This window comes from Chloroflexota bacterium, from assembly GCA_014360905.1.
GTDB lineage: Bacteria > Chloroflexota > Anaerolineae > UBA2200 > UBA2200 > JACIWX01.
Genome location: JACIWW010000016.1, coordinates 38,364 through 64,575 on the forward strand (window position 1 = coordinate 38,364; position 26,212 = coordinate 64,575).

The 26,212-nt window shown below is 59.9% G+C and carries 13 protein-coding genes and 1 pseudogene; 10 read left to right on the forward strand and 4 right to left on the reverse strand.

Annotation, left to right across the window (positions count from 1 at the left end; translation table 11 throughout):
- Positions 1 to 419 precede the first annotated feature (419 nt).
- From H5T67_08070 to H5T67_08085, 4 genes are all read left to right on the forward strand, one after another.
- The gene (locus tag H5T67_08070) at positions 420 to 2,669 is read left to right on the forward strand and encodes an ABC transporter ATP-binding protein (protein ID MBC7245276.1); all 2,250 of its coding nucleotides are present in this window, start codon (positions 420 to 422) and stop codon (positions 2,667 to 2,669) included.
- Entirely contained in the window at positions 2,666 to 4,600 is a 1,935-nt protein-coding gene (locus tag H5T67_08075) for an ABC transporter ATP-binding protein (GenBank protein ID MBC7245277.1), read from the forward strand. Before H5T67_08070 ends, H5T67_08075 begins: the two co-directional genes overlap by 4 nt.
- 338 nt (positions 4,601 to 4,938) lie before the next feature.
- Positions 4,939 to 9,732 (forward strand): 5'-nucleotidase C-terminal domain-containing protein, encoded by a 4,794-nt coding sequence (locus H5T67_08080; protein ID MBC7245278.1) that lies wholly within the window; start codon positions 4,939 to 4,941, stop codon positions 9,730 to 9,732.
- A gap of 201 nt (positions 9,733 to 9,933) precedes the next feature.
- A complete protein-coding gene (locus H5T67_08085) occupies positions 9,934 to 11,022 on the forward strand; it encodes a 4Fe-4S binding protein (protein ID MBC7245279.1) in 1,089 nt (362 codons plus the stop codon).
- A 64-nt stretch (positions 11,023 to 11,086) separates the two neighbouring features.
- Here the strand turns inward: H5T67_08085 and H5T67_08090 are convergent.
- A pseudogene (locus H5T67_08090) lies at positions 11,087 to 11,581 on the reverse strand (thioredoxin domain-containing protein).
- A gap of 207 nt (positions 11,582 to 11,788) precedes the next feature.
- Here H5T67_08090 and H5T67_08095 point away from each other — a divergent pair.
- On the forward strand, positions 11,789 to 12,502 hold the full coding sequence (locus H5T67_08095; GenBank protein ID MBC7245280.1) for a hypothetical protein: 714 nt from the start codon (positions 11,789 to 11,791) through the stop codon (positions 12,500 to 12,502).
- Between the two features lie 658 nt (positions 12,503 to 13,160).
- Here the strand turns inward: H5T67_08095 and H5T67_08100 are convergent.
- The 3 genes from H5T67_08100 to H5T67_08110 are packed head-to-tail and all read right to left on the reverse strand — an operon-like array spanning position 13,161 to position 18,082.
- Positions 13,161 to 15,410, reverse strand: a complete 2,250-nt coding sequence (locus H5T67_08100; GenBank protein ID MBC7245281.1) for an alpha-galactosidase — start codon at positions 15,408 to 15,410, stop codon at positions 13,161 to 13,163.
- On the reverse strand, positions 15,407 to 17,605 hold the full coding sequence (locus H5T67_08105; GenBank protein ID MBC7245282.1) for an ATP-binding protein: 2,199 nt from the start codon (positions 17,603 to 17,605) through the stop codon (positions 15,407 to 15,409). Before H5T67_08105 ends, H5T67_08100 begins: the two co-directional genes overlap by 4 nt.
- A 6-nt stretch (positions 17,606 to 17,611) precedes the next feature.
- On the reverse strand, positions 17,612 to 18,082 hold the full coding sequence (locus H5T67_08110) for a hypothetical protein (GenBank protein ID MBC7245283.1): 471 nt from the start codon (positions 18,080 to 18,082) through the stop codon (positions 17,612 to 17,614).
- A gap of 314 nt (positions 18,083 to 18,396) precedes the next feature.
- Here H5T67_08110 and H5T67_08115 point away from each other — a divergent pair, with 314 nt between their 5' ends.
- The 5 genes from H5T67_08115 (at position 18,397) to H5T67_08135 (ending at position 25,690) form a co-directional block, all read left to right on the forward strand.
- Positions 18,397 to 18,858, forward strand: coding sequence for a DUF1232 domain-containing protein (locus H5T67_08115; GenBank protein ID MBC7245284.1), 462 nt, complete (start codon positions 18,397 to 18,399; stop codon positions 18,856 to 18,858).
- Positions 18,859 to 19,489: 631 nt separating this feature from the next.
- Positions 19,490 to 20,869 (forward strand): beta-glucosidase, encoded by a 1,380-nt coding sequence (locus tag H5T67_08120; protein ID MBC7245285.1) that lies wholly within the window; start codon positions 19,490 to 19,492, stop codon positions 20,867 to 20,869.
- 39 nt (positions 20,870 to 20,908) lie between these two features.
- A complete protein-coding gene (locus H5T67_08125; GenBank protein ID MBC7245286.1) occupies positions 20,909 to 21,805 on the forward strand; it encodes a polysaccharide deacetylase family protein in 897 nt (298 codons plus the stop codon).
- 333 nt (positions 21,806 to 22,138) lie between these two features.
- Positions 22,139 to 22,744: a transposase gene (locus H5T67_08130; protein ID MBC7245287.1), complete on the forward strand. Its 606-nt coding sequence runs from the start codon at positions 22,139 to 22,141 to the stop codon at positions 22,742 to 22,744.
- Between the two features lie 405 nt (positions 22,745 to 23,149).
- The gene (locus tag H5T67_08135; GenBank protein ID MBC7245288.1) at positions 23,150 to 25,690 is read left to right on the forward strand and encodes a lipopolysaccharide biosynthesis protein; all 2,541 of its coding nucleotides are present in this window, start codon (positions 23,150 to 23,152) and stop codon (positions 25,688 to 25,690) included.
- Positions 25,691 to 26,212 lie beyond the last annotated feature (522 nt).

A 26,212-nucleotide genomic window follows, 5' to 3' on the forward strand; every position in this document is an offset into this window, starting at 1 on the left:
ACGAGGGGTGAGGTCCTTGCTCCAGGCGGACAAGAGTCCGCCGTCCCCTGGCGTGAGTTCGTAGTGAGCGCTTCAGCGCTCATGCGCACTACGAACTTATCTCACTGCTCTAAGGCGGACTGCTCATGCGCACTGAAGTGCGCACTACGAACTTATCTCACTGCTCTAAGGCGGACTGTTGTCCACGCCGAGCGGAAAGGCGGCTCCTGGCACGGGCTGCTGCCCACCCCGAGCGCACCCCACAATTGACAAAAACGCGCCCCTGTGGTATCATTAGCAACGCTAAATAATTGCCACAGATCGGGATGAACCGCGTAGGCCAGTTGTGACCGGGGCTGCCTGTTGTCCGCGCATGATTGCGCGGCCCGGCCGACTTTTGGCCGCTTTTTGTGGTTTTCCCAAATGCCAAAGGAGTTTCGATGCTGCGCTTGCTCAAATACCTAAAGCCATTCACTTGGTGGATTTTGCTTGCTATTGTGCTGCTTTTCATCCAGGCCAACGCTGACCTGGCCCTGCCCGACTATATGTCGCGCATCGTCAACGTGGGCATCCAGCAGGGCGGTGTAGAGCACGCCGTGCCGGAGGCTTTGCGCCAGAGCACGATGGAACGCTTGGCGCTCTTCCTCACCGCGGACGAGAAAGCAGAGGTGCTTGCCCACTATCGTCTGGTGACGCAATCCGCTCCCGATTACGAAGCGTATCTCGAGAAGTATCCCACGCTAGCGCAAGAGCCTATCTATGTCCTACAGGACGCCGATGCCGCAACGGTGAAGCGCCTCAACCCCGTGATGGGGCGGGCGCTGCTCATCGTCTTTGGCATCGAGCAGATAAAAGCGCATCCCGAACAGGCCAGCGCCCTGATGCCGGGGCTGGAAGTCTTCGACCTCTCCAAACTTCCGCCGGGGATGGACCTCTTCGCCCTCCTGGGTCGGCTGTCCGCTGATCAGCGCACCCAGATCAATACCGCGGTGGAGCGGCGCTTCGCGGCGCTGGGCGGCGAGAAAGCGCTGTTGCAAGCAGCAGCGCGTGCTGTGCGCAGCGAATACGAAGCCCTCGGCGTGGATCCACTGCGCATTCAGAACGCCTACATCCTGCGCGTGGGTGGGCAGATGCTGCTCATCTCTCTGATCTCCATCACCGCGGCCATCATCGTTGGTTTCCTCTCGACGCGCACCGCAGCGGGACTGGCGCGCAACCTGCGGCACTTTTTCTTCGCGCAAGTCATGCGCTTTTCCAGCGTCGAACTGGAGCGTTTTTCCACCGCCTCGCTCATCACGCGCTCGACCAACGACATCACCCAGATTCAGATGGTGACTATGATGATGATCCGCATGGTATTCTTTGCTCCCATCATGGGCATCGGGGGCATCATCCATGCCCTGAACAAAAGCCCCTCGATGTGGTGGATCATTGCCCTTGCTGTGCTGCTCCTGATCAGTCTGATTGCGACCGCCTTCCGCATCGCCGTGCCCAAGTTCCGCATCATCCAGTCCCTGGTGGATGCGCTGAACCGCATTGCGCGTGAGAACCTCTCGGGCATGATGGTGGTGCGCGCCTTCAACCGCCAAAAGCACGAGAACAAACGCTTCGACCAAGCCAACCGCGATCTGATGCGCATCAGCCTCTTTGTCAACCGCGTCCTTGTCATCATGATGCCGCTGATGATGCTGTTGATGAACGGCGTCTCCATCCTCATCATCTGGGTCGGTGCGCATCAAGTCGCCCAGGCAAGGATGCAAGTGGGGGACATGATGGCCTTTTTGCAGTATGCCATGCAAGTCTTCTTTTCCTTCACGATGCTCTCCATGCTCTTCATCATGCTGCCCCGCGCCGATGTCGCAGCGAACCGCATCGCCGAGGTGCTGGAGACCGAGGTCAGCATCTGCGACCCCGTAGAGCCCACACCTTTCCCGGAACCATTCGAGGGCACGATCGAGTTCCGCCATGTTTCGTTCCGCTATCCCGATGCCGAGGAATGCGTGCTCCGCGACATCACCTTCACCATCCCTGCCGGGCAGACCGTGGGCATCATCGGCACGACCGGTTCGGGCAAGTCCACGCTGATCAACCTCATCCCGCGCTTCTACGATGTCACCGAGGGGGCAATTTACGTCGGCGGAGTGGACATCCGCCGCGTGCGCCTGAGCGAACTGCGGGACAAAATTGGCTACGTCCCCCAGCAGAGCAACTTGTTCAGCGGCACCGTCGAGAGCAACCTACGCTATGCCAACGAGGACGCCAATGAGGAGGTGATGCGCCTGGCGTTGGAGATTGCCCAGGCTGAGGATTTCGTCCTCTCGCAACCGGAGGGGCTGGCTGCGGATGTTGCGCAAGGCGGGGCGAACTTTTCCGGGGGGCAGAAGCAGCGCCTGAGCATTGCCCGTGCTCTGGTCAAGCATCCGCCCATCTACATCTTCGATGATAGTTTCTCGTCGCTTGATTTCAAGACCGACGTCCGTCTGCGCCGCGCGCTCAGGCAATTCGTGGGCGACAGCACGGTCATCATCGTCTCGCAAAGAGTGGCGACGATCAAAGATGCCGATTGGATCCTCGTGTTGGACGAGGGGGAGGTGATTGGACAGGGCACCCACGAAGAACTGCTCGAGCGCTGTCCCATCTACCACGAGATCGCGCAATCGCAGTTGAAACTGCAGGAGGTGTTGGCATGAGCACAACCGATCGCCCACCGCGAAACTCTTCCGCACCTCGCCCTGATACGCAGAGCAGACCCAGTCCGATTGGCACCCCAGGCCCATTCGGCAGAGCTGGCCCGTTTGGTGGACGGGGGCCAAGGGGCAGACCTGGCCCGCCCATCTCCATGAGGCCGGTCGAAAAGGCACGCGACTTTCGCGGCACGTTGCGCAAGTTGATCGCTTACCTTGGCCCACATCGGATCAGCATTGTGGTGGTCATCCTGCTGGCTGCTGCTTCCACCATCTTTTCCATCTTCGGGCCGAAGGTGCTCGGTTCGGCGACCACCAAACTGTTCGAGGGGCTGATCGCTCAAATCAGCGGCACGGGTGGAATTGACTTTGCCGCCATTGGGCGCATTTTGCTCACCGTCTTGGGACTGTACCTGCTCTCGGCAATGCTGAGCTATGTGCAGGGCTGGCTGATGACCGATGTGACCATGCGGATTACGTATCAGTTGCGCGGGGACATCATGACCAAGATCCACCGCATGCCCTTCCGCTACTTTGACGGCACGACGCATGGCGAGGTCCTCTCGCGCCTGACCAACGATGTGGACACGGTCAACCAGACGCTCAACCAGAGCTTAACGCAGATGATCACGTCGGTGGTCACAGTCGTGGGCATGCTCGCCATGATGCTGAGCATCAGTTGGCAGATGACGCTGATCGCCTTGCTCATCCTGCCGCTGGCCACGGGTCTGACCACGAGCATCATCCGCAGATCCCAGAAACTGTTCGTTCAGCAGCAGGAATATCTCGGGCATGTGAATGGGCATGTGGAGGAGATGTTCGGCGGGCATGTCATCGTCAAGGTTTTCAACGGTGAGGAAAAAAGCATTCGCCAGTTCGACCGCTACAACGATGCCCTCTACAGCGTGGCCTGGAAGGCGCTGTTCCTCTCCGGCATCATGATGCCAGTGATGCACTTCATCAGCAACCTGGGCTTTGTCGCCGTGGTGGTCATGGGCAGTTACCTGACCATTCGCGGGCTCATCGCCATCGGCGACATCCAGGCCTTTATCCAGTACGTGCGCATGTTCACCCAGCCCATCACCCAATTGGCGAACATCTTCAATGTCCTACAGCAGATGGCGGCAGCAGCGGAGCGCGTGTTCGAGTTCCTGGCCGAAGCGGAGGAACCACCCGAGGTTGTGGAGCAGCCGGTGCAACTGGAGAAAGTGGAAGGGCAGGTGGAATTCCGCAATGTCCGCTTCAGTTATCTGCCGGGCAAGCCGGTCATCAAAGGCTTCTCCGCAGCCATCAAACCGGGACAGAAAGTGGCCATCGTGGGACCGACCGGCGCAGGCAAGACGACGCTGGTCAAGCTGCTCATGCGCTTCTACGATGTGGATGATGGTGCCATCCTGGTGGATGGGCACGACATCCGCCAATTTCGGCGCGCCGACCTGCGGCGTCTCTTTGGCATGGTGCTGCAGGACACCTGGCTGTTCAATGGCACGGTGCTGGACAACATCCGCTATGGGCGCGGGGATGCCAGCGAAGAGGAGGTCATCGCCGCAGCGCGGGTGGCGCACATAGACCGCTACATCCGCACCCTGCCCGAAGGCTACCACATGGTGATCAACGAGGAGGTCACCAACATCTCGCAGGGACAGAAGCAGTTGCTGACCATCGCCCGTGCCATTCTGGCCAACCCGCCCATGCTCATCCTGGACGAGGCGACCAGTTCCGTGGACACGCACACCGAGCTGCTCATCCAGGAAGCGATGGATAACCTGATGCGCGGACGCACCAGTTTTGTCATCGCGCATCGGCTCTCCACCATCCGCAACGCCGACCTCATCCTGATGATCCGCGACGGCAATATCGTGGAGCAAGGCACGCACGAGGAGTTGCTAGCGCGCGGCGGCGCTTATGCCGAGATGTACAACAGCCAGTTTGAATAGCATAGACCTGACGGGTCTGGGGAGACCCGTCAGGTCTAGTACAAGCACAATATATAGTGGTGCAATGGCAGTGCACCTCCTACCGATTTGCCAATTTTGCTTATTTTTGCTATAATAATACACGATAAAACCCCTTCTGGCTGAGAGAAGACTGGCTCTTCTCGCGCCAGAGATTGTAGTCCACATTGGCTTTCGCTTTCGGCCAAGATATGCCTTGGCGAAAGCGCAATAGTTCCTTTGGAAGGAGGTGATGACAGGATCTCAATAACCACAGCTTGTAGGCGGTTTTGAGCTGTAAGTCAGATGCATAAGAGATAGAATTCCAAAGGAGGAAGAAAGTGTCAAACTCCAATAAGAAAGTACTTGGCGCATTGCTTGTTTGCGTCACTCTGCTGTTGGCTTTTGCCCTTGGTTTGACCGTTCATGGCGAAGCCAGAACCACGAAGCAGATTACCATCCTGCACACCAACGACTTCCACGGCAATCTGCAACCTGACTCCAGTGGGCGCGGCGGCTCCGCGTACATCGCCGGCAAGGTCAACGAGATCCGTGTTGAGGTCGGTGTGGACAATGTTGCCCTCTTGGATGCGGGCGATGTCTACCTCGGCGGCGCGCCTATCTCGCAGTTGCTCCTCGGCGAGAGCACCATTGACATCTACAACATGATCGGCTACGATGTTGCTGCTTACGGTAACCACGAGTTCGACAAGGGCCAGACAGTGCTCATCAGCCGCACTAACCAATCGAACTTCCCCTGGGTCAGTGCCAACATCGTCATCTCCGGCACAGAGTGGGAGCACCCCACTTGGACCAAGCCCTATATCACCCTGACCTTGGGCAGCGCTGGGGATCAGGTCGTGCTGGGCGTGCTTGGCTTGACCACGGACGAGACGCCAGTAGTGACGCTGAAGGGCACGACGGAGGGGCTGGTGTTCAAAGACCCGACGGAGGCTGTGCTGCACTACTACGATGAACTCAAGTCCCAGTGCGATGCCATGGTGGTGCTGGCGCACATTGGCTCAGCAGACAGCGGGCCGTACAAGGGGCTGCGCACCATTGCCCAGGAGCTGATTGATGCCGGCAAGCCGGTGGACCTAATGATCGGCGGACATCAGCACGAGCGCCTGGACACGCCGATCATGGTAGGCGACACAGCCATCGTCTCTGCCTGGTACGCGGGGCGTGCTCTGGGGCGGGTGAATGCCACGGTTGACCCCGCGACCAAGAAGCTGACGGTGGACAGCTACCAGTTGATCCTCATCACTACCGCCACCGTGACGCCCGATCCGGCGGTAGCGGACCGCGTGGCGTACTGGGCGAGCGTAGTACAGCCCATCCTGCAGCAGCCGGTGGGCTACACTAACGTCAGCCTGGTGCGTAATTACAACAACGAGTCCAACATCGGCGACCTGGTGGCGGACAGCATGCGCTGGAAGGCGGATGAGTACGACGATGGCGAAGTCAACGGTTCGGTGGACATTGCCTTCACCAATGCTGGTGGGCTGCGTGCGGACCTCGTCATCCCGGCTGGCGCGACGCTGCCATATACCATCACCTGGGGTGATACCTACAGCGTGCTGCCCTTTGCCAACACGCTTTACCTGATGGACCTGACTGGCTGGCAGATCCAAGCCTTGCTCGATCAGGCCGCCACACTGTACAAGGGTATCTTGCAGTCCTCGGGCATCACCTGGTATTGGTACAACGATGTAGGTGGCGTGTCGCCCACGGCTTGGGGTGCTTATGGCGTGATGGTGGACGGCGAGCCACTGGACTATAAGAAAACCTACCGCGTGGTGACCAACAACTTCCTGGCTCCTGGTGGGGATGGGTTCGTCACCTTTAGAGAGGGCACGAACCGCTGGGATACGTACTACGACATGCAGCAAGGGTTGAACGAGTACATCCAGTGGTACAATGCGACCGTTGGCCCCATTGACTACGAGGTCGAGGGGCGCATCCAGAAGCTGGACAAGGTGGTTACCATCTTGCACACCAACGATGAGCATGGCCGTGCCTATACCGACACCTACCGCGGCAATCCCATTGGCTTGACCTACATTTCCTCGCTGGTCAAGCATGAGCGGGCAAAGAACCCCAATGCTCTGCTGCTGACCGCTAGCGACACCATCCAAGGCAATGCTTTTGCCTTCTACTTCCGCAATGCCCCTGGGCCCGTACCTGGCGGCGAGACCACGCTCGCCAACCCGATGATGGCGGTGATGAACGCCATGGGCTACAATGCCTCGACCATAGGCAACCATGAGTTCAACTTCGGGCGGGAAACCTTTGCCAAGGCATTGGGCCAGGCGCAATTCCCCTTTGTTGCGGCGAACGTCTCAGATGACGGGCGCTACGGCTTCATCGAGGAGAACGTGCGCGACTATATCACGACAACGGTCGAAGGCATGAAGGTAGCCATCTTCGGCCTGACCAACCCGCGGGTGCCCAGCTACGAACTACCCAGCAATATCGTCGGGCTGACCTTCGTGGGTGGCTATGAGGCAGCCAGCGCTCTGGTGCCGCAGATTATTGCTGATGAGAACCCCGACTTGCTCGTTGGCTTGACCCACCTGGGCTATTCACCATACGAAGGCTCGCGTCCCGAGGACACGGATGTCTTCCTGGCAGACAACGTGCCGGGTATTGACGTCATCATTGGTGGCCACAGCCATACTAAGCTCGACCCGGCCGTGATGCGCACCTCCATCACCAACACGGAAGGCACTTTGATTGCCCAGGCTGAGCGACATGCCTACTACTTGGGCAAGGTCAATGTGGGCTTTGTTGGCAATGAGACCGATGGCTATCAGGTGGTGCTGCGCGAGGGTCGCTTGCTGCCGGCGGGCTTGCTGCCGCCAGATCCTGAGATCGAAGCGCTGCTGGCACCGTACATGACAGAGTTGAATGCCTATACCAGCCAGGTAATCGGCGAGAGCACAGTGGACTTGGATACGCGCACCGCGCTCTTTGAGGAAACAGCTGGCTCGAATTTGCAGGTGGATGCCTCCAAGTGGGCTCTGGAACGGGCGGGCATTGATGTGGACTTTCACCTGTCAGGTGCTATGACCAACCAGTACGTGCCGGCTGGGACGCTGCGCGTGCAGGACATGTTCACGCTCATGCCCTACGAGAACTCGCTGGTGGTCATGCGCATGAACGGCCCACAGCTCAAGAGGGTGCTGGAGCGCAGCTTCTACAACTATGACCTGTGGCGTCGTGGTCAGGCGCGCTACACGACCTGCTTCCTGGACATCTCCGCAGGCGGGCAGATCGTCTACAATCCCAATGTGCCTGAGGCGGAAGACAATGTCGTATCGCTGACGATCAACGGTGTGCCAGTGGATTTCAGTGATGCTGATACCTACTACAACGTCTCCACCGTGAACTACCTGGCAGCAGGTGCCTGCTCGTACAGCGATGCGGGTGTCTCCATCTGGCCGCTGGATCAGATTATCGCTGACACGCAGTACTATGTGCGCGATGTGGTCATTGACTACATCAAGGAGCACACGCCCATCTCGCCGCAGGTGGAAGGACGCATTCGCTTCCTGCCGTCCGTGACCATCCTGCACACCAACGACTTCCACGGCAATCTGCAACCTGACTCCAGTGGGCGCGGCGGCTCCGCGTACATCGCAGGCAAGGTCAACGAGATCCGTGTTGAGGTCGGTGTGGACAATGTTGCCCTCTTAGATGCGGGCGATGTCTACCTCGGCGGCGCGCCTATCTCGCAGTTGCTCCTCGGCGAGAGCACCATTGACATCTACAACATGATCGGCTACGATGTTGCTGCTTACGGTAACCACGAGTTCGACAAGGGCCAGACAGTGCTCATCAGCCGCACTAACCAATCGAACTTCCCCTGGGTCAGTGCCAACATCGTCATTTCCGGCACAGAGTGGGAGCACCCCACTTGGACCAAGCCCTATATCACCCTGACCTTGGGCAGCGCTGGGGATCAGGTCGTGCTGGGCGTGCTGGGCTTGACCACGGACGAGACGCCAGTAGTGACGCTGAAGGGCACGACGGAGGGGCTGGTGTTCAAAGACCCGACGGAGGCCGTGCTGCACTACTACGATGAACTCAAGTCCCAGTGCGATGCCATGGTGGTGCTGGCGCACATTGGCTCAGCAGACAGCGGGCCGTACAAGGGGCTGCGCACCATTGCCCAGGAGCTGATTGATGCCGGCAAGCCGGTGGACCTAATGATCGGCGGACATCAGCACGAGCGCCTGGACACACCGATCATGGTAGGCGACACAGCCATCGTCTCTGCCTGGTATGCAGGGCGTGCTCTGGGGCGGGTGAATGCCACGGTTGACCCCGCGACCAAGAAGCTGACGGTGGACAGCTACCAGTTGATCCTCATCACTACCGCCACCGTGACGCCCGATCCGGCGGTAGCGGACCGCGTGGCGTACTGGGCGAGCGTAGTACAGCCCATCCTGCAGCAGCCGGTGGGCTACACCAACGTCAGCCTGGTGCGTGACTACAACAACGAGTCCAACATTGGCGACCTGGTGGCGGACAGCATGCGTTGGAAGGCGGATGCGTATGATGACGACGAAGTCAACGGCTCGGTGGACATTGCCTTCACCAATGCTGGTGGGCTGCGTGCGGACCTCGTCATCCCGGCTGGCGCGACGCTGCCATATACCATCACCTGGGGTGATACCTTCAGCGTGCTGCCCTTTGCCAACACGCTCTATCTGATGGACCTGACCGGGGCGCAGATCCAGGCCTTGCTCAATCAGTCGGCGTCCTTGTACAAGGGCATGCTGCAGTGCTCAGGCATCACCTTCAAGTGGTACAACGATTGCCGTTGCAACACGCCCAAGAGCTGGGGTGCCTTTGACATCAAGGTGAACGGTGAGCCGCTGGATGAGAGCAAGACCTACCGCGTGGTGACAAACAACTTCCTGGCGCCTGGCGGGGATGGGTTCGTCACCTTTAGAGAGGGCACGAACCGCTGGGATACGTACTACGACATGCAGCAAGGGTTGAACGAGTACATCCAGTGGTACAATGCGACCGTTGGGCCCATTGACTACGAGGTCGAGGGGCGCATCCAGCACATGCACCGTTACTTTATACCCACCGTGTACCACAGGTTCGTCCTGCCTAGGTAAAGAATCAAGGCCCGTCTACCGGTACGGGTGGACGGGCCTTTTCTTTTTGGGGAGAGGGTTAACCACAAAGGGCAGAGGTTATTGATCTTGGGATCTTCATGTCTTGGTAAAAGAGGGACTAACCACGAAGACACAAAGACACGAAGAAATAAAAATTGGAAAAGTTTGCTTTTGTGATAAAAAAGGAAAAAGGCTAACGATATGACTGATACAGTATCCGTATACGAGCGGCTGGCGGAGCGCTTGAGCCAGACGCCAAGCGGTTTTCCGCGCACGAAAAGCGGCGTGGAGCTCAAGTTGTTAGCGAAGATGTTCACGCCAGAGGAAGCGGCTCTGGCGGCGGTGATGCGCTTGCAGCGCGAAGAGGTGGCGGACATTGCCGCACGTGCCGGCATGGACGAGCAACAGGCTTACCAGACTTTGAAGGGGATGGCACGCAAGGGCTTGGTCAGTGCTGGGCGGGGGCAGAAGGGCCTGGCCTTCGCCCTGCTGCCCTTTGTGGTGGGCTCCTATGAAGAGTCGCTACCCTACATGGACAAGGAGATGGCGGAGCTCTTCGAAGCTATGGTACAGGAGACGCGTGGCGAGGGACTGCTCGTGCCTGGCCCAGCGTTCCAGCGCATCATCCCGGTGGAGCAGAGCGTGGCAGCGGAGATTGACGTGCTGCCCTACGAAAGCGTTTCGGCGCTGTTGGACAATGCCGAGTCCTTCGGCGTGCGCGAATGCATTTGCCGCAAGCAGAAGGCGTTGCTTGGCGAGCCCTGCGACTATCCGCGCATGAATTGCATCAACTTTGCGCCGGTCGAAGGGGCTTTTGCCAACATGCCGCATGTGCAGTCCATCACCAAGGAGGAAGCGCTGCGCATCCTACGCGAGGCAGAAGAAGCGGGGCTGGTGCATTCGGTCTACAACCAGCAGGAGAACATCTACTACATCTGCAACTGCTGTCCTTGCTGCTGTGGTATCATGCGCGGCATAATCGAGTTCGGTCAGGCGCATGCGCTAGCGCGCTCTGCCTTTCTGGCGGCGGTAGATGCAGAGCTGTGTACGGGCTGCGAGGCGTGTATCGAGCGCTGCCATTTCCATGCCCTGTCCGTCCCGGATGATGTCTGCGTGGTGGACGCCATGCATTGCATGGGCTGTGGCTTGTGCGTGGCGGCTTGCCCCAGCGATGCACTGCGCCTGGTGCGCCGGCCTGCGGAGGAGCAGCCGCCGCCACCGAAGGACCACCGCCAATGGATGGCAGAACGCGCTGCTGCACGCGGCAAGCGGCTGGAGGAGTTGCTGTGAGTGATGAATGGCCAAGAAAGGTCTCGCGTTGCAGGTCTGCAGGCGGCAGGTCGGCAGCCATCTGTTGGCGGATTGCCTCGACAATCTGGATGCTGCCGTCCACCAGCTCTGCGCGGCGGGTTTGCCAGGCATGGGCGATTGCCTGCAGTATCTGGCGGAAGGAGGGCATCCCATAGCGCGGCTCGTGCGGGAAGTAAGTACCACCGAAGAAAGGGTGCCCATCGGGGGTGAGGAAGACAGAGAGAGGCCAGCCAGCGCGCCCGGCAAGCATCTGCACGGCCTGGATGTAGATGGCGTCTATATCGGGGCGCTCCTCGCGGTCCACTTTGATGTTAACAAAGTGTTCGTTCATCAATGCTGCTGTCTCAGGGTTGGTGAAGGATTCGTGCGCCATTACGTGGCACCAATGGCAAGCGGCATAGCCGATGCTGAGGAAAATGGGGCGGTCGGTGGCGCGTGCCAGAGCGAAGGCTTCTTCTCCCCATTGGTACCAGTCTACAGGGTTATCGGCGTGCTGGCGTAGGTATGGGCTGCTCGCGTTAGCTAGGCGGTTGGGCATAGTATTTTCCTTGGTGCTTGGTTGTGATATCCATTGTAGTGCGTGACGTGTAATGCGTCAAAAATGGAATAGGGTGTTGGAAGACTGCTCCGGTGTCATCCTAAGCAACTCCCCTTTGTCATCATGCGTTTGGCATACGGCGGCGGATGGCTATAATGCAAAGCATGGGGGCGGGCGGTAAGGTTACCTGCCTTTGCCCAGGAGGCGATGTTGCGTACCGGTAAGGAGCACTGGCTGGGATGGTTGATCCATAGCAAGCAGGGACGGCTGGCTTCGGTCGGTGTCCTCTTGGCTTGCCTCTGCCTTGTGGGATGCAGAGGTACGCAGCCGGTAGCTACGCCCACTATTGAGAGAGTGCCCACAGAAATGCTCGCGCCAGCGCCCACGTTCACGCCCACGCTCTTTTCTTCCGAAGGCTGCATTTGGGACTGGGGCACGCGTCCCTTGCCGGAGCTCTCCGCCCAGGTGCAAGCGGCATTGGCATCTGCTGGGATAACCGATGCGACCGTCTCCGCTGTAGCATACGGCGAGGATTGCATTGACCCGCAAACGGGCAATGTGAAGGGCTTTGCCCTGTTGGAGACGGATTTCTACTTCACCCTCCCCGTCTCCAGCCTTGCTGTTGAGCCGTTGGGCAACCTGGCGGAACAATTGTTGACGGTGCTGGACAGCTTGCCAGTAGGCAGCATCCCGGGGACACAGCCCGGCTACGTGGGGATGGATTTCGTGGCGGGGGAGGAGTGCTATCACCTGTGGTTCGAGGTCACGCTGTGGTGGGAAGCGCGGCAGGCGGGTTTGCATGGCGCGGCATTGCTGCAGGCGCTGAGCCGGCCCTTCGCCCAGACGCCCGTGCCTACGGCAACGCCAGTGCCGACCGTTACGGCTGCTCCTCGCGCCACGCTTACGCCTGAGCTGTCGTAGGCGCCCGTGATAGGATGCATACGGCGTGGCAGGCAGTCCATGTAGATCACATAAATAGATGATGGAGATTTCAATCCCTGGCCCTGCTTGGCGTGGGCAACAGCCCGCGCAAAAAGCCCCTCTCCTACAGCGTAGGAGAGGGGCCGCGTGTAGTGCAGGGAGGCTTTTCTAACCACCTTTCCTGTTGGGTTCGTAGTGCGCGCTTCGCGCTAGCGTGGCCGGGGAATGAATTCCCCGGCTGACTGCGAGAAGCCTCTTCAGGGGCTTGTCGCTTTTAGCCAAGGATTTCAATCCCTGGCCTCTGCTTGGCGTGGGCAACAGCCCATGCAAAAAGCCCCTCTCCTACAGCGTAGGAGAGGGGCCGGGGTGAGGCAATCCGAGCGCTGAAGCGCTCACTACAAACCCGCCTAAAGACGGCGGACTGTTGTCCGCCTGGAGCAAACTTTGCCGCCTGCGGTGGATCGTAGTGGCGGTGTGGAGGCTACGAATACGGCGGCGTGGGAGCCGCCTCTGCAAAGCGCAGCAGGCTGGGCTCCCATGCCCAGCCTGCATAGCCAGGGATTTCAATCCCTGGCCCGAGTGAGCGCTTTAAGCGCTTATGACAAATGCACACCCCGATCCCTCCAAGGGAGAAGGCTCCAGGGAGTGAGGCATCCTTCTATCTCGCCGTCGCCTCTATCCGTAGCAAGCGATGTGCGTGCGGCTCCAAGACCAGCGTGATTTCCCCTCTGTAGTCCCCTAGCTTCTCGCCACTCCATAGGTCGCTTACCGAGTATGTGGCATGCGGGTCAAGGCCGATGTCGCCCAAGCGCAGTGTGATCTCACCGCGGCGCTCACGCCAGTTGAACAGCCCCACAAAGTGCGTGCCTTCTTCAGAGGTGTGCCAGATGCGCGGCAGGTCGCGGAAGGTCAAGCGCTGGCTGTCCTGAAAGACGTTCATCGCACCAATGCCCGCCCACCGATCCGGCCTGGCGAACAAGTCCACTGGCCTGGCCGCTACGGGCAACTTGCTCAAGGCCAAGACGCTTTCTTGGGTCAGCAAAAGCACCTTCTCCTCTGGCAGCGCCGTCAGGTCGCCCGCTAGCCACAGGCTCCCGCCCAGGGCATACACGGCAACAAACGTCTTGGCTTCCTCGTACGTCCAGGGATGCAGGCGCAGGCCCTCGCCAGGAGCGATGTTGAACAAGTTGCCCTGCGCAAAATAGCCCGCCAGGTTGTTGCGGATGTACCACAGCGCATACTGCCAGTTCAGCCCAGAGACGTCACTCGTGGTGGTGCCAGCGCTGAGGCGGAACTCGGTGTCCATGCCCACGCGGCTCTCATCGAGGATGCCGACCGCAGCCAGGAAGGGTCCGATGGCTTGCTGGATGTAGGCTTCGCTGCCTGCCCCACTGCGGATGGCACGCAAGCCGGCGCGCAACGCCTCCATGCCAGTCATCTGTTCGTCGTAGCGCTTCCCCTCCACGGCGCCCGCATGGAGGAAATCCAGCTTCAAGTAGTCATAGCCCCACTCCTGGACTGCCCTGGCAAACAACTCCCTTAGCCACGCCTGCACTCCTGGATGCGACCCATCCAAAACATAGCGCTCAGGAGCGCTCATGTCCTGCTTGTACACGTAGAGGGAGCCGTCTTCACACCTCACGAACCAGTCGGGATGCTCCTGGAGCAAAGCAGATTCCTTATCCACCAAAAACGGCGCAAACCACAACCCCACCTTCAGCCCCAACTGGTGGATTTGGCGTGCTATCTCTGCCATGCCCGCGGGGAACTTTTCATTGGCAGCCCAGTCCCCGCGGCAGGTGAACCAGCCGCTGTCAATGAGGATATAAGGGTAGCGACGCTCTAACTTGTCCGCCACGAATTGGGCGTTGCGCAACACGTCCGAGGCCGTGATCTTGCGGTAATAGTAGGGCCAAGAACACCAGCCGGCGACCTTCTCTCGCAACCGTACTGCGTTGACCTGCCTTACGGCCCAGGCATATTCCTCAAGGCCCTGCAAGGGGTCAGCGTAGCCGCCGAGGAAAATCTTCTCCGAGCGGAATACCTCCCCAGGCGGCAACACGGCACTGCCCAGGTTGCCCACCTGCCAGCCCCTGAAGCGATTGCGCCGGAAATCTGGCTGGATCTGGATAGATGTCTTCCACTTCTCCGCGCTCAAGGCGCCAGCCACGAATGCCAGGTTCTGCTTGCTGTTCCAAAGGGCGTGCACCCACCAGCCGGAGTAGTTGCCCAACTCTAGGTTGCCTGTGCCGTCCGCCAAGGCGAGCGGCACACGCCAGTTGGGCACGGGCAGTATGGGCACCACGCCGCGATAGCCCACATTGGTATAGCTGTTGATGAACACCGCCGTTGACCGTGGGCTGATGCCGCGCAGGAATGCTCCGCCAGTTCCGACCGCCAGAGGCGTTAGGGACTGTACGGCGCGGTCGCTCTCACCCGCATTGTGGAGCGCCACCTCAAGCACCGCATAGTGCGCATCCTCGTAGAGCGTCACGGCAAGGGACAACTTCAAGCCATCCCACCCCTGGCTCTCCAGCATGGCGCGAGTCCCACTGCCCAGTGGATCGCTTACCTCAGCCGTGCTCCAGGTTGCCCACGAAAAGTCGGTGCTCCGATACGTTGTCCCAGCAACGGATACCGCGGCATGCCCTCCCTCTATCAGAGGAACGCCATCGGCTTCGTAAGAAAGCGTGCCGCGCTGGGTATCCATCTTGACCAGAACGTGCGCATTGGAAAGCGTCAGGATGCCCAACTCCTGGTCAAACACAACCGAGACCCCCATGGCACCCCGTACCTCTGCTGCGGTAGCCGGAGATGCGCTTTGCCATGGACGGGCAGAGCAGCACATGGGCACGAACACCAGATGGATGGCAAGCACGCCTGTCACCCAACGCAGGAGCCTCCTCACGGCCACCACCTCCCCACATCCTGGATGGCGCGAAATGCCTCCGCCACCGCTCCCGTCCCGCCCAAGGCAAAGATCACGGGCTGCAGCGCACGCAGGTCTGCCAGCAAATTACTGCGCGTGCGGCGCGCCAGGAGGGGCAGCGTCTCCGCCCAGAGGGGATAGAGATGGGGTTGAGGGAGTGCCGCCAGGTGCGGCGCCAAGGCCGCCAAAGCCTCGGCACGGGAATATTCATCCCAGATACCCCGCGCCGCCTGCAGCGCCTCAGCCAGGAGCGCCGGCTCCAGGTGCGGCGCCAAGGCCGCCAAAGCCTCGGCACGGGAATATTCATCCCAGATACCCCGCGCCGCCTGCAGCGCCTCAGCCAGGAGCGCCGGCTCCAGGTGCGGCGCCAAGGCCGCCAAAGCCCCGGCACGGGCACCTTCATCCCAGATGCCCCGCGCCGCCTGCAGCGCCTCAGCCAAGGCTTGCGCGCGCAAGTCCGGCTCCAGGTGCGGCGCCAAGGCCGCCAAAGCCTCGGCACGGGCACCTTCAGCCGGTATCTGCCGCGCATAGGTTAGTGCCTGCCGCGCCTGCCACACGCCGCCGCGCACCAACTCCACCAGCAGCTCCGGCGGCAGGTTGCCGGCCAGGGAGTGTATGCTGGCTTCTACCAGCGCACAGCGCACTTCTCCTCCCAGATAGGGTGCCAGCTCGTCTCGTGCGGCCTTCTCCCCATCGGCAAGGGTGCAGACCCGCCAGGCCCGCTCCACGTCGTGGATAAAGAGGCTGTAGTCTCCCTCTAGCGCCTCCCCAGCCGCCGCCCACACCCCGTCCACCAACTGCAGCCATTCCTCTGGCGTCGCCCCCGCCCGCGCCAGGTGATTGCCCAGAGCACGCACCAGGTAAGGCGACACAGCGCGTGGAGCGCATTCCCCCTTTTTCAGCGCTTCCAAAATCGTCCGTCCCCATGCCAGGAAACGCTCCTCCAGCGCTTTCCGTTCCTTGGGGCTCAGCTTCTCCCAGAAGTACTGCCCCAGGCGGGGATGGCTGAAAGCATACCCCTGGGCACGCCCATCGCCAACCACCAGCCGCTTCAGCGGGCGCAGCGCTTCCTCCAGCGCCCAGGTGTCCATTGCTGTGCTCAGGCTTAGCACGTCATCCTGTCCAAGGGGAGCTAAGGCCGCAGCGAGCAGGTTGAGCACCTCCCGCACGGTCTGCTCCCGGAGCGGGGCCTCGTCTCCCCATTGCTTGCGCTGATCCTCCCACCAGCGGTCAAAGTACCCCTCCAGGCCGGGCTTTAGTTCCTGGAGGTCTTCTGGCTGCAGGCGGGCTGCTTCTTCTCCGCGCTGCCAGAGGTCGTCCACATACAGGCGCACCAGCAAGGGGTCGCCTTCGCTCAGGCGATGCAGTTCGGCCACGATGTCCACCCGGCGGCCCAGGCAGTCCAGGGGAAAACCCATCTTCAGCAGCACGTCCGCCACGCCTTCTCTGGTCAGCGGGTCCAGGTCCAAGGTGCAGGCCAGGTCAGGGCGCTCCCATTCCAAGCGGCGCAGCCAGCCCTCCGCCCCCCGATCGCCGGCCAGGTAGCGTGCCGAGACTACCACATGCAATCCCCTTGGCGGCTGGAAGGGGAAAAGGTCTGGTCCGGCCTGCCAGTCGGTGGCTTCGTCCAGGCCGTCTAGCACCACGAGCAGACGGCCATGAGGCGAGGGTTGGCTGAGAAAGCTGCTCACCATGCTGCGCCAAACGTCGGGCGCGTAGCTCAGGTCGGCAGGGACCTTTTCGCCATAGAGATGAGCGAGACGGGCAGACAGGGCAGCGAAGAAAACGACTTGAGAGGCAGTGTTGACGCGCAGGCTGACCGGCACAAAGACCAGCAGCAAGTCAGGTTCGCGCTCTCGCAAGCGCTGCAGCCAGCGCACCAGCAAAGCGGATTTGCCACGGCCTGCCGGAGCAGCGAGAAGGAGATAAGGGGGGCCATCGGCGGCTAGCCAGTCATCCAATTTCTGCAGGTCGCCTTCCCGCCCGCCAAAGGGGACGGGACTTTCAGGCGTGCCGGTGTACTGCAGAATAAAGTTGCCAATGCGCGTGCTGTAGTCGGTCGGCAGGTAGTTAATGCCCAGCGTCAGGTGCTGGATGACGGCCTGGATGACGTTCTTTATGGTTCCGCTGCCGCTGGCCTCGATTTTCATCTCGACCGGCTTGTCGTCACCCATGTGCATTCACTCCCGAATTTGACGCACGCCCTTGATGCGGGTGCCTTTGCCCTCACCCTTGACCTCTTGTTCTGTGGGGCCGCCTTTCGCGCGTTGTTCCACATCCTTGATGATTGCGCGACGCTGTGCCAGCACACGTTGTATCACTGCGCTAGCCATGACGCGCGCCACTTCAGCAGTCAGCGCCTCATCTTCGCTCAAGATCTGGCGCACTTGCAGCCGCAAGGCCGCCTGGGCATCCGCATCTTGCGGCGCAGCAGCAACCTCCTCCACTGCTTCCTGGGCGGCAGGTCGCGCTTCTGCCTTGGGGCGCAGTCTTTCCCACAGGGATTTGGCTGCGGCAACGCTCTCCTCGCTGAACTGCTCACCCAGTTTCTTCGCTGCCTCCTGCCCCGCCAGTTTGGCTCCCTTGACCAGATAGGGGAGAAAGGGAGCCAGGAATGCCACGACATCCTTTGCCAATGCGCCGACGTCCATGTCCATCCTCCTTATCCGTTTTCACCGCCGAGCACGCCGAGAGCGCAGAGGAAATTGCTTGCCAAAGACACAAAATTTTGCTCGCTAGTCATTGGAATTTCAATGCCCTTTGTGCCCCCTTAATAGAGATTTTAGCACAGAGGGCGCGAAACACAAAAAGCAAACACCAAAGGCGCGAAAAGAGGCTGGCATTGCTGAAACGTGGCTTCAGCGGTCCAGAAGTGAGCAGGATTCAACTCCAGGGCAGATTTCACCCGAAAGCTTGCCAGGGACTGAACCTTCAGCAGTTGGCAGGTACGGAAAAAGGGAGTACAATGGACAGCAAAGGTGGTGAAGTAGGGATGCCGCATCGGGAGAACACTTCCTCCGAGGGAGGGATAAACTGGCTGTTGGAATTGCTGCGCAATTTGCGCTTGGCTTGGCGCCTGCTTTGGGACCCCTTGGTCCCGACCTGGCTCAAGCTGATCCCAGTTGGAGCAATCCTGTACGTCCTCTTCGTGGGCGACCTCGTGCCTGACATCATCCCGGGCCTGGGTCAACTGGACGATCTAGGCGTCCTGGCGCTGAGCATCAAGCTATTGTTGAGCCTTTGTCCACAGGAGATCCTGGAACGCCATCAGCGACAGATGTCTTCTGTGGAGGGGTCATACCGCGTGGTGGATGAGGAGCCGCCGCAGGAAACGCCGCCGGCTGGCTACCTGAGCGCCGACTCAAGCACCTCTGCCTCCCCTCGGCAGGCACAGCACAGTGGGCAAGAGCCCGATCAGGCTCCCTAAAGGGATGGCAACGGCAGCGGCTTGCGAGGCACCGCTGCCGTTGTCTCATCTCCCTGCTCGGCTTAGACCACAGTCCGCTGTCATCTCTGGCGTGGGTTCGTAGTGAGCGCTTCAGCGCTCATACGCGCCAGGGATTGAAATCCTTGCCTAAAAGGGAAAAGCCCCTAAAAGGGCTTTTCACATTCAGCTGGGGAATCCATTCCCCGGCCATGCTCCAGGCGGACAACAGTCCGCTGTCATCTCTGGCGTGGGTTCGTAGTGAGCGCTTCAGCGCTCATACGCGCCAGGGATTGAAATCCTTGCCTAAAAGGGAAAAGCCCCTAAAAAGGGCTTTTCACATTCAGCTGGGGAATCCATTCCCCGGCCACGCTCCAGGCGCACTGAAGTGCGCACTACGAACCTGGCGCACTGAAGTGCGCACTACGAACCTGTACTGAAGGGGCTTCTCATCTTCAGCCGGGGAATTTATTCCCCGGCCATGCTCCGGGCGGACAACAGTCCGCCGCCATTGCTGGCGTGCGCTGTTGCCCACGCCGAGCAGGAAGGGGATATAGACCCGTCAGGTCTAGTTGACAGCAAACCTGGAAGGCGCCATAATATGGCCAACCTCAAATCAAAGGAGGTCACAACTATGTCCAATGACGGATTCCTCTCCTTTCCCCAGGGCTTCCTCTGGGGCGTTTCTACCTCTTCTTATCAGATCGAAGGGGCAGTGGATGAAGACGGACGCGGCCCTTCCATCTGGGATACCTTCTGCCGCCAGCCAGGGAAAATCCGCAACGGCGAAAACGGCGATGTCGCTGCCGACCACTACCACCGCTGGCGCGAGGATGTGCGCATCATGGCTGATCTCGGGATCAAGGCATACCGCTTCTCCATCGCCTGGCCGCGCATCCTCCCCTTTGGAAGCGGCGCGGTGAACCAGAAAGGGCTCGACTTCTATAGCCGATTGGTGGATGCGCTGCTGGCAAACGGCATCGAGCCTTTCCCCACGCTCTACCACTGGGACCTGCCGCAGGCATTGCAGGATCGCGGGGGGTGGCCCAACCGCGACACAGCCTACTATTTCGCCGAATATGCACAGGTCGTGGCCAACGAACTAGGCGACCGCATCACCTACTGGATCACGCACAACGAGCCATTCGTCGCGGCTGTGGTAGGGCATTTCACCGGCGAGCATGCCCCGGGCATACAGGATCCCCTCGCGGCATTCCAGGCTGGACACCACCTCTTGCTCTCCCATGGCCTGGCTGCACGTGCCCTGCGCGAAACTGCCCGCAACCGCCCGCGCGTGGGCATCGCGCTCAACCTCAGCCCGGTCTATCCCGCCTCGGACAGCGAAGCCGACCGCCAGGCTGCCCTGCGCTATGACGGCGTGCTCAACCGCATGTTCCTCGAACCCATCTTCCGCCAGCAATACCCCTCGGACCTGCTGGAACTGTTGGGTGGGCTATTCCCTCAGCCGCAGCCAGGCGATCTCGACCATATCGGCGCGCCGCTCGACTTCCTTGGCGTGAACTACTACAGTCGCACGGTCGTCCGCTTCGATCCGAATTTCCCATTGATACAGGCTGTGCAGATACAGCCAGAAGGCTCCGAGTACTCGCAGATGTGGGAGATCTACCCGCAGGGCATGTATGACCTGCTCACACGCATCTGGGCCGATTACCGCCCGCCCTACATCATCGTGACCGAGAACGGCATCCCCGTGGCAGATGCCCCCGATTTGGACGGACGCGTGCGCGACGAGCGCCGCATCCGCTACCTGCGCGACCACCTAGTACAGGTGCATCGCGCGCTAAGCGAGGGCGTGCCGCTGCGCGGCTACTTTGTCTGGTCGCTGCTGGACAACTTCGAGTGGGCATATGGCTACAGCATGCGCTTTGGATTGGTCTATGTGGATTATGCGACGCAGCAGCGTACAGTCAAGGACAGCGGGCGCTGGTATGCACAGGTGATTGCAGAGAATGGGGTGCGAGAAGAGGAATATAACGTGATAAGAAGTGCGTGATGCGGAAAGCGTAGCATGAGGTTATGGAGGAACGACGACATGAATGCATTTCTAGAACGATTGGGGTTCTCACCTGAGGAGCGCGTGGTCATCTTCCATGCGGACGATTTAGGCATGTGCCATGCCATGAACGAAGCGTTCATGGACATTGTGGCGCAGGGCATGCTGCGCACCGGTTCGGTGATGGTGCCCTGCCCGTGGTTTCCAGAACTGGCTACCTTCGCACGGAAGAACGCGGACGCGCTGGACGTGGGCGTGCACTTGACCCTGAACAGCGAATGGCACACGTACCGCTGGGGACCCATCTCCACCCGTGACCCGGCTAGTGGCCTGCTCGACGCGGAGGGCTACCTCTGGCGGGATACGGAGGCGCTGCACGCGCACATGGACGCGGAAGCCGCGGCGTCCGAACTGCGCGCGCAGATCGAACAGGCGCTGGCGGCTGGCGTGGACGTGACGCACATTGATACGCACATGGGGTCTGTGCTCCATCCCAGTCTGGCTCTTGTGTACATTGGCCTGGCGCAGGAATACCGCATCCCGGCGATGCTTCCGCGTCTTTCCGTGGCCGAACTCATGGAGATGGGCATAGCGCAAGACCTGGCGGAGATGTTCGTAGGCATGCTGAGTAGACTGGAAGAAAGCGGGACGTTGCCTGTGGTGGATCACCTGCGCCTGTTGGAAACACCAACCACGAATAACCGCTGGGAGCAGTACGCTGAGGTATTGCATGCACTGCCGCCGGGCCTGACGCACTGTGTCTATCACGCTGCCCGCCCAGGACCTGAGATCCAAGCCATTGCTCCTGACTGGCCCATGCGCGTTGCGGATTATCAGATCTTTGCCGGTGAGCAATTCACGCGCCTGGTACAAGAGACGGGTGTGAAGGTGCTGCGCTACCGCGACCTGCGCGACCTAATGCGAGCAGGTTCGTAGTGCGCACTTTAGTGCGCTATAAAGCGCTGAAGCGCTCAGGGTTGGTAGTGCGCACTTTAGTGCAGGGTTCGTAGTGCGCACTTTAGTGCGCCATAAAACGCTGAAGCGCAGGTTCGTAGCGTGCACTTTGCGCTATAAAGCGCTGAAGCGCAGGTTCGTAGCGCGCACTTTGCGCTATAAAGCGCTGCGCACTTTAGTGCAGGGTTCGTAGCGCGCACTTTGCGCTATAAAGCGCTGCGCACTTTAGTGCGCAGGGTTCGTAGTGCGCACTTTAGTGCGCTATAGAGCGCTTCAGCGCTCGCTACAAACTACAAAACGAAAGCGAGGCTTATCTTGTACGAATATCGCAAGCTCACACTGCAGCAACGTCGCAAACTGGTAAAAGAGCGGCTGGATCGAGGCTATCCGCCTCACTCACCACCGCATCCCGTGCGCGATCAACAACTTTATCTACTGACAGCGGCTTGTTATGAGCACGCACAGCACATGTATTTGCCTGAGCGTCGCCGGCAAGTGCTGGATGCTCTCTTTGAAACGTTTACCCTACATGGCATCGAAATGCGCGCCTGGGTCATTCTGCCGAATCACTATCATATCCTTGCATATGTGCCGGATTTCAACTTGCTAGGAGGATTTTTCCGTTACATCCATGGTTCGATAGCTCGTCAATGGAATATCGAAGATGCCACACCTAGGCGCAAAGTTTGGTATCGTTTCAGTGACCGCGCTATTCGCTCAGAGCGGCATTATTATACAACGCTAAACTATATCCATTACAACCCAGTGAAGCATCGCTGGGTTATTTCACCTTATGAGTGGAGTGAGAGCAGTGTGCGTTGGTATATAGAGCATTATGGACGTGAGTGGCTGCAGGATCTTTGGGTTACTTATCCTATTCGTGATTATGGCCGCGGGTGGGATGAGTTCCCTATACTTTGAGGAGAGCGCTGAAGCGCTCACTACAAACGAACAGGGTTGGTGCGCTATAGAGCGCTGAAGCGCTCAGGGTTGGTAGTGCGCACTTTAGTGCGCTATAGAGCGCTGAAGCGCTCACTACAAACGGTGCGCTATAAAGCGCTGAAGCGCTCAGGGTTGGTAGTGCGCACTTTGCGCTATAGAGCGCTGAAGCGCTCAGGGTTGGTAGTGCGCACTTTAGTGCGCTATAGATCGCTGAAGCGCTCAGGGTTGGTAGTGCGCACTTTAGTGCGCTATAGAGCGCTGAAGCGCTCACTACAAACGAACAGGATTGGTGCGCTATAGAGCGCTGAAGCGCAGGTTCGTAGTGCGCACTTTAGTGCGCAGAGCGCTGAAGCGCTCACTACAAACTTGCTATGGAGAAGAGAGATGATGCGCCGATGGATGCAAGCAATCATTGCGGTGCTTGTCTTTGTCGCTGTGGCAGCCCAGGTTCGGGCTGATACTGCTCTCCGCATCTACTACGCCGGCCCTGAGGATGGCGTGCGCCAAGCGCTGGGTCTAGCGAGCGAGTTTGTCTTCACCAACGACCCCTCTCAGGCGCAGGTGCTGGTGCTCAACGGCACTGTCCCCGACCGCGAGGGGTTCGCATCCCGCGTCAGGCAAGGCGCGGGGCTGGTGCTCATCCTCGGCCCAAGCCTCAGCACAGAGGATGTGGCGACTCTCTTGGGCGTCCCGGTTGGGCTAGAACGCCAGGATACGCCGCTCAGCCTGATCCCCGCCAAGGGCATCGCCGACCCGCTATTGCGCGAGATCATCTGGACCAGCGCCCCACAGGTGCGGCAGCGCTTTTCCCTGGTCAGCCCTGCTTCTGACCTCATGCCCCTTGTCCTGGGCTTCGAGGACAGTTCGTTTGTCCTGGGGGTCAGGCAGGTAGGACAGGGACGCGCCTATGTCTTCACCCCGTTTCTCGATGAGTCCAATCCGCAATTCCAAGGCTGGGCTTATTTCAATTACCTCATCTATCACCTCACTGCCCGCGTGGGTGGGTTGACTCCTCTCTCCTTTGCCGACTATCCCGGTTCGCCGGTGCCGCACGAGCGTGAGCGCGCCATGTTGTACCTCGCGCTGGCAGGCATGCTGGTCTTGGTGGGCATTGTCTTCGTCCTGGTGCGCCGCTACAGCCAGCGCCATCCCGAGGCGCTCGACGCGCTGGTAGCTGACCGTGCACGTTTCATGGCACATGAGGCGGGGACCGATTGGGAGGAAGTGGGCTTCCACCGTCCCTTGGGCGGCTTCCTGGTGGCGCTGATGCTGGGCATCCTCCTGTTCATCCCGCTCATCATTTACCAGAACCTGGTGCTGCCCGTATACATCCTGCCATCGGCGCAGGCACTGGGCATTTGGGGACGCGTGGTGCAATTCTTCAACCTGCTGTGGCTGCTGTTCGACATGGGCACCAGCGTCGCGTTCATCAAGTTCTTCGCCCAGTACCGCGTGCACGATCCGCGCCGTGCCATCCAGTATGGCCAGGTGTTCGTGTGGTGGCAGGCGCTGTCCGGCGCATTCCAGGTGGCGCTGGTCACGGCCATCGCCGGGACACTGCTGCCACATACCAGTTATGCCCTCTATACCTGGAGCATCATCATCCACACTATGATCCAGATTCCCGGCTTTCTGCAGGTGATGCGCCATGCCCTGATGGCCTGGCAGCGTTCGGATTATGCGCAGATACTCGATGTAGGGCTCTACACCCTCTTCCCCATGCTCACCCAGCCAGTGCTGGTGACGCTGATGGTATCCTGGGGGCGCAGCCACCCCGTTTTTGGCGTGCCCATGAGCGGGGTGCTAGGGCTGGGGCTTGCCGCCTATGCCACCGAACTGCTCACTTTCCTCTTCGGGCTGTGGCTATACCGTCGCTTGGGCTACAACGCACGGCTCTTGTTCCTGGCTCATTTCGATTGGGACGTGGTGAAAGAAGCCTTCCGTTTTGGTGCATTCGAGATGCTGGGCTCGGTAGCGTGGGGCGTGGGACAGTCGGTGGAGATCCTGATCACGCAGACGCGGCTGGTGAACTATGCCGAAGTCTGGGGCAATTGGGGCATCGCCCAGAATTTCATCCTTGGCTACCAGGTGGTAGGCAACCTGTACAATAGCCTGGTGCCGGCGATTTCGGAGGCCATCTCGCATGCCCGCCGCGCCTTGAGCCAATACTATGCCGTGATGGCGTACAAGTGGGGCGGCTTCATCAGCGCCTTCGTTGCGGCAGTGCTGCTGGCCACCGCTGACCGCTTCATCCTGGGCGCCACAGGACCGGAATTCGTGCGCGCAGCGACCTATGCCGTGCCTCTCATCATCTGGGGTGCTATCCAATACCCCTCATGGGTGGGCGATAACGTCCAGTTGGCCGCCAACCGTCCCTACCTCAAAGCGCTGCTCGTAGCCGCTGAACAGATGGTGCGCATCGTGCTGGCCTTCCTACTGGTGGAGCGCTTCCAGATCAACGCGCTCATCATCGCCTACTTCATCGGGCTCTTGTCCAAAGACATCGTCGCCTATTTCGTCAACCACCGCCTGTGCTTCCCGCAGCGCTTTTACTTCTGGCAATCGCTGGGGGCACCCATATTGGCTGGGGCAGCGCACTATGCGGTGCTGCGCTGGGTTGGCGGGCTGATCTGGTGCGGCGACCAGATCACCAGCGTGCTCATCTTCTTCATCGCCATCCTGCCCTCCTACCCGCTCTTTGTCTTCTTCTATGGGCTGTTTGGTGGCTGGGATGACGCCACTCTGGACGAACTGCGCCGCGCCGTGGACTTGAGCACGTTCCTGCGTCCCTTGGCTTGGCTCTTCTGGGCCGGCTCGGCACTGGGCGCACGCCTCAGCCCTCTGCACGGACGCTTCCCCATTGACATCCGCGCCGCAGCGGTGGAAGAAGCAAAGGGGCTGACGGAGGAGAGGGTGAAAGTGTAAGGGAAGTGAGAAGTAGGGCGGCTTTTCTAGCCGCCAGCATGGCCGGGGAATGAATTCCCCAGCTGAATGTGAAAAGCCCCTTCAGTACAGGTTCGTAGTGCGCACTTCAGTGCGCCTGGTTCGTAGTGCGCACTTCAGTGCGCCTGGAGCATGGCCGGGGCGTGAATTCCCCAGCTGAATGTGAAAAGCCCTTTTTAGGGGCTTTTCCTTTTTAGCCAAGGATTTCAATCCCTGGCGCGTATGAGCGCTGAAGCGCTCACTACGAACCCACGCCAGAGATGACAGCGGACTGTGGTCCGCCTGGAGCATGGCCGGGGCGTGAATTCCCCAGCTGAATGTGAAAAGCCCTTTTTAGGGGCTTTTCCTTTTTAGCCAGGGATTTCAATCCCTGGCATCCATGAGCGCTGAAGCGCTCACTACGAACCCACGCCAGGGATAACGGCGGACTGTGGTCCGCCTAGAGCATGGCCGGGGCGTGAATTCCCCAGCTGAATGTGAAAAGCCCTTTTTAGGGGCTTTTCC

Coding starts and splice junctions, on each gene's coding strand:
- H5T67_08075 (MBC7245277.1), top strand. CDS start 2,666: ATGAGCACAACCGATCGCCCACCGCGAAACTCTTCCGCACCTCGCCCT.
- H5T67_08110 (MBC7245283.1), bottom strand. CDS start 18,082: ATGGACGTCGGCGCATTGGCAAAGGATGTCGTGGCATTCCTGGCTCCC.
- H5T67_08120 (MBC7245285.1), top strand. CDS start 19,490: ATGTCCAATGACGGATTCCTCTCCTTTCCCCAGGGCTTCCTCTGGGGC.
- H5T67_08125 (MBC7245286.1), top strand. CDS start 20,909: ATGAATGCATTTCTAGAACGATTGGGGTTCTCACCTGAGGAGCGCGTG.
- H5T67_08105 (MBC7245282.1), bottom strand. CDS start 17,605: ATGGGTGACGACAAGCCGGTCGAGATGAAAATCGAGGCCAGCGGCAGC.
- H5T67_08115 (MBC7245284.1), top strand. CDS start 18,397: ATGGACAGCAAAGGTGGTGAAGTAGGGATGCCGCATCGGGAGAACACT.
- H5T67_08085 (MBC7245279.1), top strand. CDS start 9,934: ATGACTGATACAGTATCCGTATACGAGCGGCTGGCGGAGCGCTTGAGC.
- H5T67_08070 (MBC7245276.1), top strand. CDS start 420: ATGCTGCGCTTGCTCAAATACCTAAAGCCATTCACTTGGTGGATTTTG.
- H5T67_08095 (MBC7245280.1), top strand. CDS start 11,789: ATGTTGCGTACCGGTAAGGAGCACTGGCTGGGATGGTTGATCCATAGC.
- H5T67_08135 (MBC7245288.1), top strand. CDS start 23,150: ATGATGCGCCGATGGATGCAAGCAATCATTGCGGTGCTTGTCTTTGTC.